The sequence below is a fragment of the Sulfurimonas xiamenensis genome (assembly GCF_009258045.1).
GTDB lineage: Bacteria > Campylobacterota > Campylobacteria > Campylobacterales > Sulfurimonadaceae > Sulfurimonas > Sulfurimonas xiamenensis.
Genome location: NZ_CP041166.1, coordinates 1549128 through 1565962 on the forward strand (window position 1 = coordinate 1549128; position 16835 = coordinate 1565962).

A 16835-nucleotide genomic window follows, 5' to 3' on the forward strand; every position below is an offset into this window, starting at 1 on the left:
AAGTTAAAAAATATGAGGTTAAACCATGAGTATCAAGAAGATTTTTAGTTTTTATATCAATGGCTTCAAAAGCATGACAATAGGAAAAACTTTATGGAAAATTATCTTTATAAAACTGGTGGTAATTTTGCTCTTTTTAAACTACTTTATTCATAACAAGAATTTTAAAACAGAGTATAAAACATATGACGAAAAAATAAATTTCGTTTATGAAAACTTGAGATTAAAATAGGAGAAAAAGATGGAAGAATCTTTAATTGACTGGAGTCGTGCACAATTTGCACTTACGGCTATGTATCACTGGATTTTTGTGCCCCTGACTTTGGGACTTGGATTTATAGTAGCAATAATGGAAACAATGTATGTCAAAACCGGAAGTGATTTTTGGAAAAAAACAACCAAATATTGGATGACACTTTTTGCTATTAATTTTGCAATTGGTGTAGCAACCGGAATAATTATGGAATTTGAATTTGGTACAAACTGGGCAAATTATAGCTGGTTTGTAGGTGATATATTTGGTGCGCCGCTGGCTGTAGAGGGAATTTTAGCGTTTTTTATGGAATCGACTTTTTTTGCCGTTATGTTTTTTGGATGGGATAAAGTAGATAAAAAATTTCATCTTTTGTCCACTTGGCTTGTTGCGATTGGTTCAAATCTTTCAGCACTTTGGATTTTAGTGGCAAACGGTTGGATGCAATATCCTGTTGGAATGCACTTCAATCCAAATACTGTAAGAAATGAGATGATGAACTTTTGGGATATACTTTTTTCTCCCGTTGCAGTTAGTAAATTTCTCCATACTCTTGGAAGTGGTTATGTTATGGCTGCCCTTTTTGTAGTAGGAGTCAGTTCTTGGTATCTTCTCAAAAATCGCGATGTAGTATTTGCAAAAAAATCGATGCTTGTAGGTGCCACATTTGGACTAATTACCTCTTTGTTTTTAGCTTTAAGCGGAGATGAATCAGCACATCAAGTAGCGCATAAACAACCCGTAAAACTCGCAGCGATGGAGGGACTATATAAAGGAAAAGAGGGAGCTGGACTTGTTGCAGTTGGTCTGCTTAATCCAAATAAAGCTCTTAACAATGACGAAAATCCATTCCTTTTTGATATAGAGATACCTTATATTCTTTCAATCTTAAGCTACCATAAAACGAATGCTTTTGTACCGGGCTTAGAAGATTTAGTATATGGAAATGAAAAATATAACATAATGGGAGCGGCAGAAAAAATAGAAAAAGGCAAAATTGCTCTTGAAGCACTACAAAGCTATAAAGAGGCAAAAAAAGATGCAAATGAAGAAGCTTCCAAAGCTGCACAGACAACGCTTGAAGAGTATATGCCGTACTTTGGATATGGATATTTAAAAAAACCTGAAGATATAGTAGCACCGGTTGCTACAACTTTTTACGCATTTCATATCATGGTATGGCTTGGCGGTTGGTTTATTATACTTTTTGCTTTTGTACTTTTTTTCCTTACAAAAAAAGAGATTCAAAAATATCCTCTTCTGCTTAAAGCGGCTTTTTGGTCAATTCCACTTGGATATATAGCCGGTGAGGCTGGATGGGTTGTTGCTGAAGTTGGCCGTCAACCATGGGCAATTCAGGATTTAATGCCAGTCGGCATTGCAGCAACACATATATCTACAACAAATGTAATGATAAGTTTCTTTTTATTTGCAACACTTTTCACAACACTGCTTATTGCAGAAATCAAAATTATGACCAAACAAATAAAAATTGGTCCGGATGGAGGACACTAAAATGGTAGGATTCGGTGATTTAGATTTACTTACACTTCAACAATACTGGTGGTTTGTAATCTCGCTTTTAGGTGGTCTTTTTGTTTTTATGATGTTTGTTCAGGGTGGACAAACTCTAATTTACAAACTATCTACAAATGAGACAGAAAAAACAATGTTAATCAACGCTATTGGGCGTAAATGGGAATTGGGATTTACTACTCTTGTTCTTTTTGGTGGGGCACTTTTTGCAGCATTTCCTCTCTTTTACGCAACGAGTTTCGGCGGAGCTTACTGGGTGTGGCTCGCAATACTCTTTTGCTTTATTATTCAAGCAGTAAGTTATGAGTATAGAAGCAAACCGGATAATTTCTTAGGACAAAAAACCTATGAAGTATTTTTATATATAAATGGAACTTTAGGAGTATTTTTACTGGGTGTGGCAATTGCTACTTTTTTTAGCGGCAGTGAATTTAAAATTGATTCAAACTTCTTTTCTCATTGGCAAAATCCACTTCGTGGTTTAGAAGCACTTTTTAATCCAATGAACTATCTTTTAGGGTTTGCATTGGTATTTCTCACTAAAATTACCGGTGCAATGTATTTTATCAACATTATTAATCATAAAGAGATACGAGAAAAAGCACTTTCATCAATAAAAATCAATATGCTTTTATTTCTACTTTTCTTTTTAGTATTTATAGGATGGATTTTTACCAAAGAGGGATTTGCAATAAATGAGAATGGTATTGTTTTTATGCAGCAATATAAATATTTTTATAATTTCTTAGATATGCCAATTCTTTTAACTCTATTTATTATAGGAATAATTATGGTTATTATATCTGTGTTTAATACTGTTTCATTCAAAAAAACATCTTGTATCAAAACAGGTGGTATAGGCGTTGTTTTAACCGTAACAGCACTTTTAACAAGCTTAGGTTTTAATAATACAGCTTATTATCCATCAACTTATGATTTACAAAGTTCTTTGACAATTATGAATAGTTCAGGAAGTCATTATACACTTATGGCAATGAGTTATGTTTCTTTAATGGTGCCATTTGTATTAGCATATATCGCTTATGCATGGTACTTAATGGACAGAGTAAAGATAACCAAAGAGGAGATTGAATCTCCAAATGCACACAACTACTAGGAGACAAGACAATGGAATATACATACGGACTAACATGGTTTAGCCTTTGGCCTATAATAATCTATTTGGGATACAAATTTTCAATTAAAAATGTAATGAAATTTGAAGAAAATGAGGGGTAAAAACGCCCCTCTTTAAAATTTTTATAAAATGAAATAAAAAAATGACAAAATTATGTTATCGTTTATAAGAAGAGATAGTAAAAAAATTATATACTTTTATAATAAGCTTGATTTTATTGCATCTCTTCTATTATGCTTAAGAATTTATATATTTTAAAAGAGAGAAAAATATATAGAAGTAGTTGCGAAACAGTTTTTAAGCCTTAAAAGGCTTTAAGAAGAGGGAGTTGAATTTTATGCGAAATCCGACTAAAAAAATACAATGAGCAATATTTACAATCTAATAGACAATCTTCATTTAGAAGATTTACAAAACGAAACACATCCGTCAATATTTGACGAAAATGAAGGATATGACATGTTAATTGTCAGACTTCCTGTTATTTATAAAGAGCTACAGGTAATTTCCACAGGATTTATAATTACAAATGAGAACAGTTATCTCTACGACAGAGATAATAGAGTCTTTAAAACATTAGAGAGTCGTTTTGAAGCTCCATATAAAATATTAGACAAGATGGTAGATGAACTCTTAGAATCATTTGAAAATTATCGTGATTTGATTGCAGATATGGAAGAGTCTCTATATTTAAACAAAACAACAACTTCTTTTATGAACAACTGGCTAAAACTTAAGCGCAATATAGTAAGAGTTGAAAGAACATTGTTCCATGCATCTTTTACTATGAATAAAGCAATTCAGCATTATGAAAAGAGTGATGATTTTCCTATAAATCATTATATAGATTTACATGAACATATGGAGCGTACATTAAGATCTGCTACGCTGCAACTCTCTAAACTTGATTATCTTTATAGTTTTTACAGTGCACGAACAAATGAAAAAATGAACTCTCTCGTCTACAACCTAACAATGATATCGGCTATATTTTTACCCTTAAATCTGGTTGTAGGATTTTTTGGTATGAATACAAGCGGCTTACCATTTACAGATACAACAGACGGAACAACAAATGTTATGATTCTAATACTCTTCTTATTAGCAATAACTGCAGGAGCTATAAGTTTTTTAAAAAAGAAAGTTTGAGGATAAAAAAGATTATTACTAAAATAGGTTGAAAAAACCTATTTTAGAAGGAGAAATAAATCAGAGTAATTTTATCTTATTTAACTTTTATATTTCTAATTACTTTATAGTTATCTAATATTTTTAAGTCTAATCTAATTTTATATAAAAAACAGCTCAACACAAAAAAGAAGGGCAAGAGAAAGCAACTATCATTATCCATAACATTAAGCTATTCAGATATAATTTCATATGTCAAAATTTAAAATTTATTCAGATTATTCGCCAGCAGGCGACCAGCCTACAGCCATTAAAACCATAAGTGATTCCATTCTTAAGGGTAATCGTTACCAAACCTTAGAAGGTGTTACAGGAAGCGGTAAAACCTATACTATGGCAAGTGTTATAGAAAAAGTGCAGATGCCGACCATTATTATGACGCATAACAAAACTCTTGCTGCTCAGCTTTACAGTGAGTTTCGTCAATTCTTTCCAAAAAATCATGTAGAGTACTTTGTATCATATTATGATTATTATCAGCCAGAGGCGTACATTCCTCGTCAAGATCTGTTTATAGAAAAAGATAGTGCCATTAATGATGAACTTGAGCGTCTTCGCCTCTCTTCAACCGCGAATCTTCTCTCTTACGATGATGTTATTGTCGTAGCTTCAGTTTCAGCAAATTACGGGCTGGGAGACCCCGAGGAGTATGAAAGCATGGTGCAATCCATCGCTGTCGGTGATGAAATAGCACAAAAAAAACTTCTGCTTCGTCTTGTCGAGATGGGTTACAGCCGAAACGACACCTACTTCGACAGCGGGCATATACGCGTAAACGGAGAGAGCTTGGATGTATTTCCGCCCTACTTTGAGCAAGAAGCCATCCGCATAGAGTTTTTCGGCGACGAGATAGAAGCTATCTACACCTTTGATGTAATAGACAACAAAAAGCTTGAAGAGCACAAAAGTTTTACCATCTATGCAACCTCACAGTTTAGCGTAAGTCAAGAGAAAATGGCTGTGGCAATAAAACGCATAGAAGAGGAGCTCGACGAGAGGCTTGCTTACTTTCAAAAAGAGGGCAAACTTGTTGAATATCAGCGTCTAAAACAGAGAGTAGAGTTTGACCTTGAGATGCTTCAAACGACTGGAATGTGCAAAGGGGTTGAGAACTACTCAAGACTGCTTACAAACAAAAAACCGGGTGAAGCTCCATACACTCTGCTTGATTACTTTGCTCTGCACCATAAAGAGTATCTCGTAATTGTTGATGAATCACATGTTTCACTTCCGCAATACCGCGGCATGTATGCAGGAGACAGAGCCAGAAAAGAAGTTTTGGTAGAGTATGGATTTCGTCTGCCAAGTGCGCTTGACAACCGTCCTTTAATGCTTGATGAGTATATTAATAAAGCACCTCACTATCTTTTTGTTTCTGCAACACCTTCGGAGTATGAAATAAAGCTCTCAAGTGTTTGTGCAAAGCAGATTATCCGTCCAACCGGTCTTTTAGACCCGGTGCTAGAAATAAAACCATCTACCAATCAAGTAGAAGATATCCACGATGAGATAAAAAAAATAATCATAAAAAATGAGCGCGTTCTTATAACAGTTCTAACGAAAAAAATGGCAGAAGCACTTACAAAATACTTAGCTGACTTAGGCATAAAAGTACAGTATATGCACTCAGATATAGATACGATTGAAAGAAATCAGATTATTCGTTCACTTCGCCAGGGAGAGTTTGATGTACTTATCGGAATCAATCTTCTTCGTGAAGGTCTAGACCTGCCTGAAGTCAGTTTGGTAGCAATATTAGATGCAGACAAAGAGGGATTTTTAAGAAGCGAAACTGCTCTTATTCAAACAATCGGCCGTGGAGCAAGAAACTCAAACGGAAGAGTTATTTTATACGCAAATAAAATAACCCGTTCAATGCAAAAAGCTATAGATACAACAAATGCCAGAAGAGAAATACAAAAAGCATTTAACAAAAAAAACGGTATAACTCCTACAACGACTATGCGCAAACTTGATGAAAATCTAAAAGTAGAAGATTACGGAAATATTTACCAAAAACATAAAAAAATGGATAAAATACCGCCGTCAGAGAGAAAAGCAATGATTAAAGAGCTCTCTATTAAAATGAAAGAAGCTGCTCGTGAGTTAAATTTTGAAGAAGCAGCAAGACTTCGTGATGAAATAACAAAAATAAAAAAACTTTAGGAAAGCAATATTTAAAATGGAAGATACATTTAGCAATTTAGCAACATATGGATACATTGGACTTTTTCTTTACTCGCTAGGCGGTGGTTTTATAGCCCTTATCGGAGCAGGAGTTTTGTCATTTATGGGTAAAATGGATTTAAGCTTATCCATTTTTATAGCATTTACAGCAAATGCGCTCGGAGATTTTTTACTTTTTTACATGGCAAGATACCAAAAAACAATGATGATGGATGGTCTGCGCAAACATAGAAGAAAACTAGCTCTAGCACATATTATGATGAAAAAAAACGGCTCATGGATAATCTTAATTCAAAAATTTGTCTATGGCATAAAAACACTTATACCGATTGCTATCGGTTTAACAAAATATGACTTTAAAAAATTTGCAATTTTAAATATATTGAGCGCTGCAGCATGGGCTTTAATATTTGGTATTGGAAGTTACTATTCAGGAGGTTTTTTAGTAAAGATGGCAGAGTTAGTCGGAGACAAACCTTGGATAGCGCCTCTTATACTCGTGGTTCTTGGTGGGTCTTTATGGTTGTACATGACACATGCCACAAAGCGTAAGAATTAGCTTCTTTAGAAAGCGTAAGAATTAGCTTCTTTAGAAAACGAAGGAACTGAGTTTCTTTAGAAAGAAAAAAGTTAAATAAGATTCAAAAGTGAATCTCTTCACTTTTGAATCAATGACTAATTTTCTATTTTAGGTCCTGCAGTAGAATAATCAAACTCGCTATCTTCAGTCTGATACTTTTTAAAATTTTCAATAAACATTTTAGCTAAAGTATCTCTTGTTGTATCAAATTCATCTTTATTTTTCCACGCATTGCGAGGATTTAATATCTCTGGATTTATATCACCTAGAGTTGTAGGAACATGAAGTCTAAATGTTTTTGTAGTGTCAAATTCACTGTTTTTAATGCTTCCGTCTAAAATTGCATTGATACACGCGCGAGTGTCTTTGATGCTCATTCTATGTCCCACGCCATACTTTCCACCAGTCCAGCCAGTGTTTACAAGATATACATTTACACCATGCTTATCAATCTTTTCACCTAAAAGCTTCGCATAAACCGTTGGATGAAGTGGTAAAAAAGCCTCTCCAAAACAAGCACTAAATGTTGCAACAGGCTCTGTAATACCGCGCTCAGTTCCTGCAACTTTTGCAGTATATCCGCTTAAGAAGTAGTACATTGCTTGTTCACGAGTAAGTTTTGAGACCGGAGGAAGAACGCCAAAAGCGTCAGCAGTTAAAAAAATTATATTTTCCGGATGCCCGGCACATAAAGAAGATTCATGATTTGGAATATGTTCTATCGGGTAAGAGACGCGGGTATTTTCAGTTTTACTTGAATCTTCATAATCTACTTCACCCTCCTCATCCATTACGATATTTTCAAGAAGCGCGCCAGGCTTTATAGCATTATAAATTTCAGGCTCACTTTTTCCATCAAGGTTAATAACCTTGGCGTAACATCCGCCTTCAAAATTAAACACACCGTCATTATCCCAACCATGCTCATCATCGCCGATAAGTCTTCTATGCGGATCGGTAGAGAGAGTAGTTTTCCCTGTTCCGCTAAGACCGAAGAAAAGTGCAGTATCACCACGCTCTCCAACATTTGCAGAACAGTGCATAGAGAGTTTGCCTTCAAGCGGCAGCCAATAATTCATCATTGAAAAAATTCCTTTTTTCAACTCACCGCCATACCATGTACCACCAATAATTGCCATATTATTTTCAATGTCAAAAAGTACAAACACTTCAGAGTTCAATCCATGCTCTTTCCATCTTTCATTAACAGCCTTGCAAGCGCTTAATACTGTAAACTGCGGTTTAAAACTCTCCAACTCAGTTTCAGTGGGACGAATAAACATATTTTTAACAAAATGAGACTGCCATGCTATTTCAGTTATAAAACGGATTGATTTTTTAGAAGCTTCACTTGCACCGCTATACACATCGGTTACATACAAATCTTTACCTGAGAGCTGCTCTCTTGAAAGTTCCAAAAGTTCATTAAAAATCTCTTCGCTTATTTTTTGGTTAACATCGCCCCATGCTATGTATTGATTTGATGGGTAACGATCTACAAAATATTTGTCTTTTGGGCTACGACCAGTAAAGATACCCGTATCAACGGCACTTGCACCTTTTTTTGTAAAAGTACACTCTTTATTTTCCATCTCATGGTGAATTAATTCATCATAACTAAGGTTATGATAAACTTTACCAACATTTTTTAAACCTATCTCTTCTAACTCTTTTAAGTTCATAACTTACCTTATGCTACTTTTTAATTATGAATGAAATTATACACTTAATAAACATAAATTAAAAGTAAATATACTATATCAATAAAATTTTTAAATAACTTTTCGAAGAACTTAAAATAGAAAATTTACTTTAAGTATTTTTTGGTAAAATTTCGCTCTTGCTCGCATAACTCAGTTGGTAGAGTGTTACCTCGACAAGGTAAAAGTCACTGGTTCGAGTCCAGTTGTGAGCACCATCACTTATTACTTCCAACCACTTATTTTAACTATTTTCAATCTTTTAGTTTTTTTTGTAATAAACACCAATTTAAAATGAAAAAATATCTAAGAATTTTTATAATATGTAAAAGAGTTTGATGAGCAGGTATGCTCATCTTGTAGTTTTATTTTAATAGCTGAGAATTTTTGTATCTTTTTCAAGAATTGTGTCTGCTACTTTTGCCGGTTGTGCTACAGAAACACCATCAATCAAATCTGCTTTTGTTTTACCTGCGTTTGGAAGATATGGAGGACATATTTCAACCTTTGCTCCACCTTTCATCATCTTTTTCATTAACATCTGCGCAGACACATCTTTAGGTTTGAGTAAAATCTCTTTCGAACCTTTGACAGCTAAATCGCCTGCTTTTCCACATAGCAATATTTCTACATCTGCACCTTTTGCTTGCACTTGATTTCCTAAAACCATTGCCATAAACTGTGTAAGGCTATCTTCTGTTGTTATTACCAAAAGAAGTTTCTCTGCACTCTGTGACGCAGCTGCACTCAGCGGACTTAACAGAATCGCTGCTAACGCGATTTTCATTAATACTTTTTTCATTGATTTTTCCTTTAAATATAGATATTTTACGAAAATTGTATACTAAAGAACTTATAATTATATTAATAATTTCTTATAGATTAAATATTAATGTACTCTACTAATATAACTCAAATTTTACATATTTTTAAAAATTATTAATCCCATTTGCACACACATAACCGCTGCTAAATGCCCACTGAAAATTGTATCCTCCAAGCTCACCCGTCACATCAACTACTTCACCTATAAAATAGAGATTTTTTACATCTAATGATTCTAAGGTATATGGATTTAGCTCATCTGTCAAAACTCCGCCTCTGCAAACTTCCGCTTTGGAAAAACCGAAGTTTCCTGCCGGGGCAAACTCATAACTGTGTATCTGTTTTAATTTCTCTTTTATATCAGCTGTAACTCTTTTACACTTTACATCTTCTATATCCAGTGCTTCTAAAAGTGCTTTTGAGAGTCTTTTTGGCAATGGGATTACAGAGCTAAGCTGTTTTTTGCTTCCTTTGATAAGCTCTAAAATATTGGACTCTGGCAAAAAATCTATCGTTATACTCCCTTTTTGCCAATAAAGAGATGCTGATAAAACAGCAGGTCCGCTTATCCCTTTATGGGCAAAAAGAAGCTCCTCTTTTATAACTTTAGAGTCAACATTTATCGCAACAGGGCAGCTAAGCCCGCTGAGTTCTTTCATCCAAAACTGCTCTTTTTGAACAGTTAAACCCACAAGTGCAGGAGTAAACTCCTTTACTTTTATGCCAAAACTCTTTGCAATCTCAAGACCGATATCGCTGGCTCCTAGACTTTTATAGCTTTTGCCGCCGGTTGCAACAACTACCTTTTTAGCTCTTAAAAGCTCTTTGAGTGTTTGTATCTCAAAAATATCACCCTCTTTTTTCACCCATAAAATATCACTGTTTAAAAAGATATCCGCATGATTCGTTGCTTTTTTAAAAATCTTAATAATCTCATCTGAGGAGTCTTTACAAAAATAGTAGCGTTTTTTGCGAATTACAGGTTCAACACCACTTAAATGCAGATAATTGAGCAGATCCTCTTTTGAGAAGCTCTCAAATACATTAAATATAAACTCTTTGTCCCCGTCATAATTGTCTCTGCTTAGCTGCACATTTGTGATATTGCATTTTCCGCCCCCGGATATTTTTAATTTTTGGGCTATTTTACTATTGCTATCCACAATACCGACACTAAGTTTTTTATCCAGATGTGAAGCGCACATAAGTCCGCTTGCACCAGCTCCAAGTATTAATACATCATATATTTTCATAATAAAATTATACTTTATGGCACCTTTAGATATAATGCAAAAAAATAAATTTATTGAAAAAAAGTAGAATTAATGGGCAATAAACTTCATATAGTATCTTTAGGATGCACAAAAAATCTTGTCGACACAGAAGTAATGATAGGGAAACTTCAAAATTTTATCCTAACAGACAAACAAGAAGAAGCGGATGTAATTATCGTCAATACATGCGGCTTTATAGATGCTGCAAAAGAGGAGTCAATAAATACTGTTTTAAATCTTCATGAAAGCAGAAAAGAGGACTCTGTTTTGGTTATGGCAGGCTGTTTGAGTGAGAGATACAAAGAGGAGCTTGCAAAAGAGATGCCTGAGGTTGATATCTTTACCGGAGTAGGCGACTATGACAAAATCGATGAACTTTTACAGGAAAAAAAGAGCCGTTTTTCAGATGAAGTATTTTTAATAGACGGTGCCGAGCGTGTGGTGACAGGTTCATCATACCACGCCTACATCAAACTCTCAGAAGGGTGCAACCAAACATGCAGCTTCTGCGCCATTCCTTCATTCAAAGGAAAGTTACACTCAAGAAATTTAGATTCTATTGCTAAAGAGGTTGAGGGTTTAGTGGCAAAAGGTTACTGGGATTTCTCCTTTGTATCGCAAGACTCCAGTTCGTTTTTGCGGGATCAAAATGTAAAAGATGGGCTTAGTCTGCTTATCGATAGAATTGAGCTTATTGAGGGAGTAAAGAGTGCAAGAATTCTTTATCTCTACCCCTCAACAACAACGCTGACACTCTTAAAAAATATAGCCAAAAGCAAAATATTTCACAACTATTTCGATATGCCTATCCAGCACATAAATGATGCAATGCTCAAAATTATGAAACGAGGTTTTGGAAAAAGTCAAACACTTGAACTTTTAGAGTACATGAAATCACTTCCTGATTCATTTTTACGCACAAGCTTCATTGTAGGACACCCTAAAGAGACAGAGGAGATGTTTGATGAGATGTGTGAGTTTGCCGCTAGCTTCGGCTTTGACCGCATAAATGTCTTTGCATATTCTGATGAAGAGACAACATCATCACATGAGATGAGCGAAAAAATTCCGGCAAAAATTATCAACAAAAGAGCACAAAAACTCGGTAAAATAGCCTCTGAATCTTTAGAAAAATCTCTAAAAAACGAAATTGGAAAAGAGACTCTTATCGTTATTGACACTCAAAGCGAAGAACATGAGTATCTGCTTAGTGCAAGAAAACTTATCTGGGCGCCTGAGATTGACGGTGAGATTTATGTAAACGACAAAACCGGTGATGAAGAGCTGGAATTTGGCAAAATTTACAAAGCGACAATCACTGACAAAGTGGGAAGTATCTTAACAGCGACTGTGGACAATGCTTGAAAAAAGAACACTCTCTCAACTAAAAGAGAAAAAAAATCTCCTTGCCTTTTCCGGCGGAGCAGACTCCACTGCTCTGTTTTTTCTTCTTTTAAAAGAGCATATTCCTTTTGATATTGCCATTGTTGACTACGGCAAAAGAGAGCAGAGTAAAGATGAAGTTGCATATGCAAAAGAGTTGGCAAAAACGCATCATCTTATGTGCCATACTTTTACTGCTCCAAAAATCAAGCAGAACTTTGAAGCAAAAGCACGCGAAATACGCTACAACTTTTTTGAAGATCTTATCAAAAAACACAACTACGACAATCTTCTTACCGCGCATCACCTCGGAGACAGGTTTGAGTGGATGCTTATGCAGTTTTGCAAAGGTGCGGGATGTGCGGAGATAGCGGGAATGCAAAAAGAGCAAAGAAGAGATTTTTACACACTTGTGCGCCCTTTACTGCATCTTGACAAAAAAGAGCTGCTGGCTTATCTTCATGCAAATAACAAAATCTATTTTGAAGATGCGAGCAACTTTGATGAAGAGATAAAAAGAAATGAGTTTAGACATAACTACTCTCTTCCTCTTTTGGAAAAATACCTCAGCGGAATCAAAAAAAGTTTTGATTATATAGATGAAGACAGAGCTGAACTGATTGAAGAGGTAGAGCTAAAAAGCGTAAATGAGTTTGCTTACTTTAAAAGTTCTAAAAACCAAAGAGCCGATATTTTTATAATCGACAAATATCTAAAATCACAACTTTATATGTTAAGCGCAAATGAGCGAGAGCTGCTAAAAAGCCAAAAAACTTTGGTTGTAGGAAGAAAGTTTGTTGTTAACCAAGATAAGAATTTTATATTTATCGCTCCTTATATTACAAATGAATCAGCCATGAACAGCGAATTTAAAGAGAAGTGCAGAGCTTTGAAGATAGAACCAAAACTTCGCCCATATCTCTACAAAGACAAAGAAGCTTTTCTTATAGTTACAAATCTTTTAAATTTAAATTCTTAAATCTTGTTTATAACTTAAAATTAACACAAAATTAACACTTGTTTATTATACTTCCATTGCAATAAAATAAATTTTTTCTTAAATGGAGTAAATAGATGAAAAAAAGGGTATATCTTTCAGCAATCTGCGCGCTTGCTATCAATGCCAGCGCTTTAGATATAGGAACGATTCAGGTTGAATCTTCTACTATTGAGGACAAGTTTGCCACAAAAAAAACTGAGGTGTCTACAACTACTACAATTAGCGGTGAAGAAGTTGATGAAGCGCATGCAGAAAGCGTACAGCAACTTTTGCAGTCAATTCCAGGTGTAACGACAGAGTATACTTCAGGGGATTCACTAAAAATTCACCTCAGAGGTGTAGAAAACCAAATGTATATGGGTGAAAAACCGGGTGTTGCAATCGTTATTGATGGTGTTCCGGTATTTGAGAGAACAGGAAAGGTAAATATAGACCTTGACAATGTAGAGAGCATTAAAGTCATCAAAGGGGGAGCTTCTTATCTATTTGGAGATGATGCACTCTCCGGAGCTGTTATTATCACAACAAAAAAGGGTGCAAAATACAACCACAACTATGGAGCGGTTGAATTTGGAAGTTATGGTTATAGAAAATATTTGGCAAGAACCGGCTATGCAAATGATAATTTGAGTTTTCATATTCAGGCAAGTCAAAAAAAGTCTGATGGCTACTGGGAAGATTCAGACTATGAATCAAACTATTTAAACGGTAAACTGCAATACTATATCGATGATACATCTGATCTTTCTTTTGGATTTGAGTATGCAGACAGAACAAAAGACACGCATGGAACAGTAGGCGGCGAAACAGCAGCAAGAACAAACCCTGAATCTATTTATTATGAAGATGATCAGGGCAGCAGAGACTATACAAGAGATTATGATGTTGAACTTTTAAAACTGTTTTTGACATATTCCAAAGATTTTAGCAATAATTCAAACCTGCTTGTAAATGGATATATCTATACAGACGATACAACATATATGTCTGCACCGCAAACTAGAGACAGTGATGGACTTACAGATCCTTCTTTTGATGATGAAGATTATACTTATGACAATGATTATGCACAGATACAAAGAGGTATAAAGAGTGAATACAGAAGTTCGTTTGATACATTTGCTACTCTTTTAGGTCTTGATCTGAGATTTAACGAGTATGAAAACAAATCAATTTATAGAGTAAACCAAGCATTAATAACAAGTTATAGACCATTTACTGCAATTTCTGATTATTACACAGCAGGTGATGCAAAGAGTGATGACACAACAGATGAGAATGTTTATGCTGTTTATGGTGAATACAAGCAGGAGATCACAAAAGATTTAAGTGCAACAGCAAACCTTCGATATGACCTGATTAAACTGGATTATGAAGATCATATGGACAACAAATATAAAGAGGATTTCAAAGTCTACTCCTATAGATTGGGTATGAACTATAAGATAAATGACAATCTCGATATTTACGCAAACTACTCTACAGGTTTTAGAGCACCGACAGTTACTCAGCTTTATGCAGGAAGCACCAGTGCATGGGGATATACTGAAAATAATCCAGATCTAGATCCGGAAAAATCTCATAACTATGAGATAGGTCTTAGAGCTAGAGCAAAGGGAATCGCTTATGAAGCTGCACTATTTCAAATCGATAGAAAAGATTTCATTATGAAATCTTCTGGAAATTACGGTGATTCAACTAGGACTTATACTGATATGTGGGATAATATTGGAGGTGCAAGACATAGAGGTTTAGAACTATCAGCAGATGGCAAAGCAACCGATAAACTATCGTTTAACCTGGCGTATACTTATCTTGATGCATATTACACACAATATGACAACTTCGCTATTGAATTTGGAGGGACAGACCTTACTTTTTTTGATGCAACTGACAACCAAATTCCTAGAACTCCAAGACATCAATTAAATCTTATATTAGACTATATGCCGATAAATGAGTTAAAACTAACAACAGAAGTAAATGCAAAGTCTGACTATTATGCAGATGATTTAAATCAAATCAAAATAGCTGGACACGCTACGGTAAACCTGCTTGCAAACTATACAAATAAGATAGGTGATTATCAATACAACCTTTTTGCAAGAGTAGATAATGTTTTTGATAAATTTTACTACAACACGGCAAGATCTAGCGGTGACAGAAACGAAGATGGTGTATTTGATGCGGAAGATTTATCAATCACGGTAAATCAAGGCAGAGTATATACAGCGGGATTATCTGTAAAATTTTAAGAAAAGTAGAAAGTAGGCAGATATATGAACATAGAACTGGTTAAAGATGCTGTTGATTATGGCATTATTGGGCTTCTTGGAGTGATGAGTTTTATCGCTTTTTGGTTTTGGATTGAGAGACTTCTATTTTACAAAGGGATAGATGTAAGCCATTTTGAGACAAAAGAGGAACTTGAAATTGCTCTTACAAACAATATCAATATCATCTCAACATTTGGTTCAAATGCTCCATATATCGGTCTTTTAGGTACCGTATTTGGCATAATTATCACTTTTTATGCTATGGGGCAAAGCAATGATTTGGATGTTAAGATAATTATGACATCCCTAGCTCTTGCTCTTAAAGCTACGGCGATGGGTCTTTTAGTAGCTATCCCCGCTACGGTATTTTATAACCATTTAGCTAGAAGAATCGAAGTTGTTTTAGCTCTTTGGGATATTCATCAAAAGAAAAAAAATGCAAATTAAAAAATTTGACTCAATCAATGTAGTCCCTTTTATAGACATTATGCTTGTTCTTCTTGTAATAGTTCTTACCACTGCTACTTTTGTTGCGAAGGGAGTTATTCCTGTTGATCTTCCGGAGTCAAAAGTAGCAGCAAAACAGGATAATAAAAAAAACTTAACTATTACAATTAAACAAGACGGAAAGATTTTGTTTGACAAAACAGTTGTTCTTATGGATGATGTTAAGCATAAGTTGTGTGATTACAAAGACGATACACCTATTCATATAAATTGTGATAAAAATGCAAAGTTCGATCATTTTGTTATTCTTTTAGACACTTTAAAACAAAACAATTTTAAAAACCTTGGAATAGTTACAGAAAAAGATTAACCGCAAAAGAGATTATCCATGGAATATACAGCTTTATTTTCGATCTTTATCATAGGTCTCTCTTACGGAGCAACAGCGTGCATGTTTTCATGTATGCCATTTTTAACACCTCTGCTTGTTAGTAATTCAAGTGGTACAAAACAGGCAATGGGGATTATCCTACCATTTAGTCTAGGTAGAATATTTAGCTATACGCTTATAGCTGTTGTTGCATATCTGAGCTCTGCTTGGGTAAAGCAGCTACTGAATGACAACTCTTTATTTGGATTTATTTTAGGCTTTAGCACTATCGGGATGGGGGCATTTTTACTATACAAAAGTTTTAAACCTGCTTCTTCATGCGGACATACAACACCTCTAATAAAGAAACCTAAATTAAACAAGTTTGGTTTTTTTGCTATCGGTGCAACGATGTCAGTAAATCCATGTGCACCGATAATGGCACTTTTGGCAGTTGCGGCAAACAGCAGCAATATTTACAACACAATAGGGTTGGGACTCTTTTTCGGACTGGGAGCCGTTATGTTTTCAATCCTCTTTTATGGATTTATAGTATCAAAGGTTATTAAGGGATTTATGATTCAGTTCTCCTCGTACAGACTTTTTATAGAGCGCACGGCGGCACTTTTACTTATGATAGTAGGAGTGCTTGTGCTAAATGGTGTTTTAATACTTTGA

The 16835-nt window shown here is 34.8% G+C and carries 15 protein-coding genes and 1 tRNA gene; 13 read left to right on the plus strand and 3 right to left on the minus strand.

All coding sequences use genetic code 11. The features are described from left to right. The first annotated feature begins 25 nt into the window (after window positions 1–25). The 6 genes from FJR47_RS07830 to FJR47_RS07855 all read left to right on the plus strand — a co-directional run bounded on the left by FJR47_RS07830 (window position 26) and on the right by FJR47_RS07855 (window position 6861). On the plus strand, window positions 26–232 hold the full coding sequence (locus FJR47_RS07830) for a DUF4492 domain-containing protein (RefSeq protein ID WP_152299887.1): 207 nt from the start codon (window positions 26–28) through the stop codon (window positions 230–232). Between the two features lie 9 nt (window positions 233–241). Continuing rightward, on the plus strand, window positions 242–1768 hold the full coding sequence (locus tag FJR47_RS07835; RefSeq protein WP_152299888.1) for a cytochrome ubiquinol oxidase subunit I: 1527 nt from the start codon (window positions 242–244) through the stop codon (window positions 1766–1768). A gap of 1 nt (window position 1769) precedes the next feature. Continuing rightward, the gene (cydB, locus tag FJR47_RS07840) at window positions 1770–2906 is read left to right on the plus strand and encodes a cytochrome d ubiquinol oxidase subunit II (protein ID WP_152299889.1); all 1137 of its coding nucleotides are present in this window, start codon (window positions 1770–1772) and stop codon (window positions 2904–2906) included. A gap of 384 nt (window positions 2907–3290) precedes the next feature. Then, complete coding sequence (locus tag FJR47_RS07845) at window positions 3291–4076, plus strand: CorA family divalent cation transporter (protein ID WP_152299890.1); 786 nt, start codon at window positions 3291–3293, stop codon at window positions 4074–4076. A 231-nt stretch (window positions 4077–4307) separates the two neighbouring features. Next, window positions 4308–6281 carry an excinuclease ABC subunit UvrB gene (uvrB, locus tag FJR47_RS07850; protein WP_152299891.1) on the plus strand — a complete coding sequence of 658 codons (1974 nt, stop codon included), beginning with the start codon at window positions 4308–4310 and terminating at the stop codon, window positions 6279–6281. 16 nt (window positions 6282–6297) lie between these two features. Further along, window positions 6298–6861: a DedA family protein gene (locus tag FJR47_RS07855; protein WP_152299892.1), complete on the plus strand. Its 564-nt coding sequence runs from the start codon at window positions 6298–6300 to the stop codon at window positions 6859–6861. A gap of 116 nt (window positions 6862–6977) precedes the next feature. Here the strand turns inward: FJR47_RS07855 and pckA are convergent, their stop codons facing one another. Then, entirely contained in the window at window positions 6978–8564 is a 1587-nt protein-coding gene (gene pckA / locus FJR47_RS07860) for a phosphoenolpyruvate carboxykinase (ATP) (protein WP_152299893.1), read from the minus strand. A gap of 160 nt (window positions 8565–8724) precedes the next feature. Here pckA and FJR47_RS07865 point away from each other — a divergent pair. Next, a tRNA-Val gene (locus FJR47_RS07865) sits at window positions 8725–8800 on the plus strand. Window positions 8801–8952: 152 nt separating this feature from the next. Here FJR47_RS07865 and FJR47_RS07870 read toward each other — a convergent pair. Both FJR47_RS07870 and FJR47_RS07875 read right to left on the minus strand, forming a co-directional pair. Next, window positions 8953–9384 carry a DsrE family protein gene (locus FJR47_RS07870; RefSeq protein ID WP_152299894.1) on the minus strand — a complete coding sequence of 144 codons (432 nt, stop codon included), beginning with the start codon at window positions 9382–9384 and terminating at the stop codon, window positions 8953–8955. A 127-nt stretch (window positions 9385–9511) separates the two neighbouring features. Further along, entirely contained in the window at window positions 9512–10660 is a 1149-nt protein-coding gene (locus tag FJR47_RS07875; RefSeq protein ID WP_152299895.1) for a BaiN/RdsA family NAD(P)/FAD-dependent oxidoreductase, read from the minus strand. Between the two features lie 72 nt (window positions 10661–10732). Between FJR47_RS07875 and rimO the strand changes: the two genes are divergently transcribed. The 6 genes from rimO to FJR47_RS07905 all read left to right on the plus strand — a co-directional run bounded on the left by rimO (window position 10733) and on the right by FJR47_RS07905 (window position 16835). Next, the gene (gene rimO, locus FJR47_RS07880) at window positions 10733–12046 is read left to right on the plus strand and encodes a 30S ribosomal protein S12 methylthiotransferase RimO (RefSeq protein ID WP_152299896.1); all 1314 of its coding nucleotides are present in this window, start codon (window positions 10733–10735) and stop codon (window positions 12044–12046) included. Then, window positions 12039–13043: a tRNA lysidine(34) synthetase TilS gene (gene tilS / locus FJR47_RS07885; protein ID WP_152299897.1), complete on the plus strand. Its 1005-nt coding sequence runs from the start codon at window positions 12039–12041 to the stop codon at window positions 13041–13043. Before rimO ends, tilS begins: the two co-directional genes overlap by 8 nt. Window positions 13044–13138: 95 nt before the next feature. After that, window positions 13139–15319, plus strand: coding sequence for a TonB-dependent receptor (locus tag FJR47_RS07890; protein ID WP_152299898.1), 2181 nt, complete (start codon window positions 13139–13141; stop codon window positions 15317–15319). Window positions 15320–15343: 24 nt separating this feature from the next. Further along, entirely contained in the window at window positions 15344–15787 is a 444-nt protein-coding gene (gene exbB, locus FJR47_RS07895) for a TonB-system energizer ExbB (protein WP_152299899.1), read from the plus strand. After that, window positions 15777–16157, plus strand: coding sequence for an ExbD/TolR family protein (locus FJR47_RS07900; RefSeq protein WP_152299900.1), 381 nt, complete (start codon window positions 15777–15779; stop codon window positions 16155–16157). Before exbB ends, FJR47_RS07900 begins: the two co-directional genes overlap by 11 nt. An 18-nt stretch (window positions 16158–16175) precedes the next feature. Beyond that, the gene (locus FJR47_RS07905) at window positions 16176–16835 is read left to right on the plus strand and encodes a sulfite exporter TauE/SafE family protein (RefSeq protein WP_152299901.1); all 660 of its coding nucleotides are present in this window, start codon (window positions 16176–16178) and stop codon (window positions 16833–16835) included.

Bases quoted from the DNA above. Each gene is read 5' to 3' on its own strand.
- FJR47_RS07835 (WP_152299888.1), top strand. From the start codon at position 242: ATGGAAGAATCTTTAATTGACTGGAGTCGTGCACAATTTGCACTTACG.
- uvrB (WP_152299891.1), top strand. From the start codon at position 4,308: ATGTCAAAATTTAAAATTTATTCAGATTATTCGCCAGCAGGCGACCAG.
- FJR47_RS07845 (WP_152299890.1), top strand. From the start codon at position 3,291: ATGAGCAATATTTACAATCTAATAGACAATCTTCATTTAGAAGATTTA.
- exbB (WP_152299899.1), top strand. From the start codon at position 15,344: ATGAACATAGAACTGGTTAAAGATGCTGTTGATTATGGCATTATTGGG.
- pckA (WP_152299893.1), bottom strand. From the start codon at position 8,564: ATGAACTTAAAAGAGTTAGAAGAGATAGGTTTAAAAAATGTTGGTAAA.
- FJR47_RS07855 (WP_152299892.1), top strand. From the start codon at position 6,298: ATGGAAGATACATTTAGCAATTTAGCAACATATGGATACATTGGACTT.
- rimO (WP_152299896.1), top strand. From the start codon at position 10,733: ATGGGCAATAAACTTCATATAGTATCTTTAGGATGCACAAAAAATCTT.
- FJR47_RS07905 (WP_152299901.1), top strand. From the start codon at position 16,176: ATGGAATATACAGCTTTATTTTCGATCTTTATCATAGGTCTCTCTTAC.
- FJR47_RS07900 (WP_152299900.1), top strand. From the start codon at position 15,777: ATGCAAATTAAAAAATTTGACTCAATCAATGTAGTCCCTTTTATAGAC.
- tilS (WP_152299897.1), top strand. From the start codon at position 12,039: ATGCTTGAAAAAAGAACACTCTCTCAACTAAAAGAGAAAAAAAATCTC.
- FJR47_RS07875 (WP_152299895.1), bottom strand. From the start codon at position 10,660: ATGAAAATATATGATGTATTAATACTTGGAGCTGGTGCAAGCGGACTT.
- FJR47_RS07830 (WP_152299887.1), top strand. From the start codon at position 26: ATGAGTATCAAGAAGATTTTTAGTTTTTATATCAATGGCTTCAAAAGC.
- FJR47_RS07870 (WP_152299894.1), bottom strand. From the start codon at position 9,384: ATGAAAAAAGTATTAATGAAAATCGCGTTAGCAGCGATTCTGTTAAGT.
- FJR47_RS07890 (WP_152299898.1), top strand. From the start codon at position 13,139: ATGAAAAAAAGGGTATATCTTTCAGCAATCTGCGCGCTTGCTATCAAT.
- cydB (WP_152299889.1), top strand. From the start codon at position 1,770: ATGGTAGGATTCGGTGATTTAGATTTACTTACACTTCAACAATACTGG.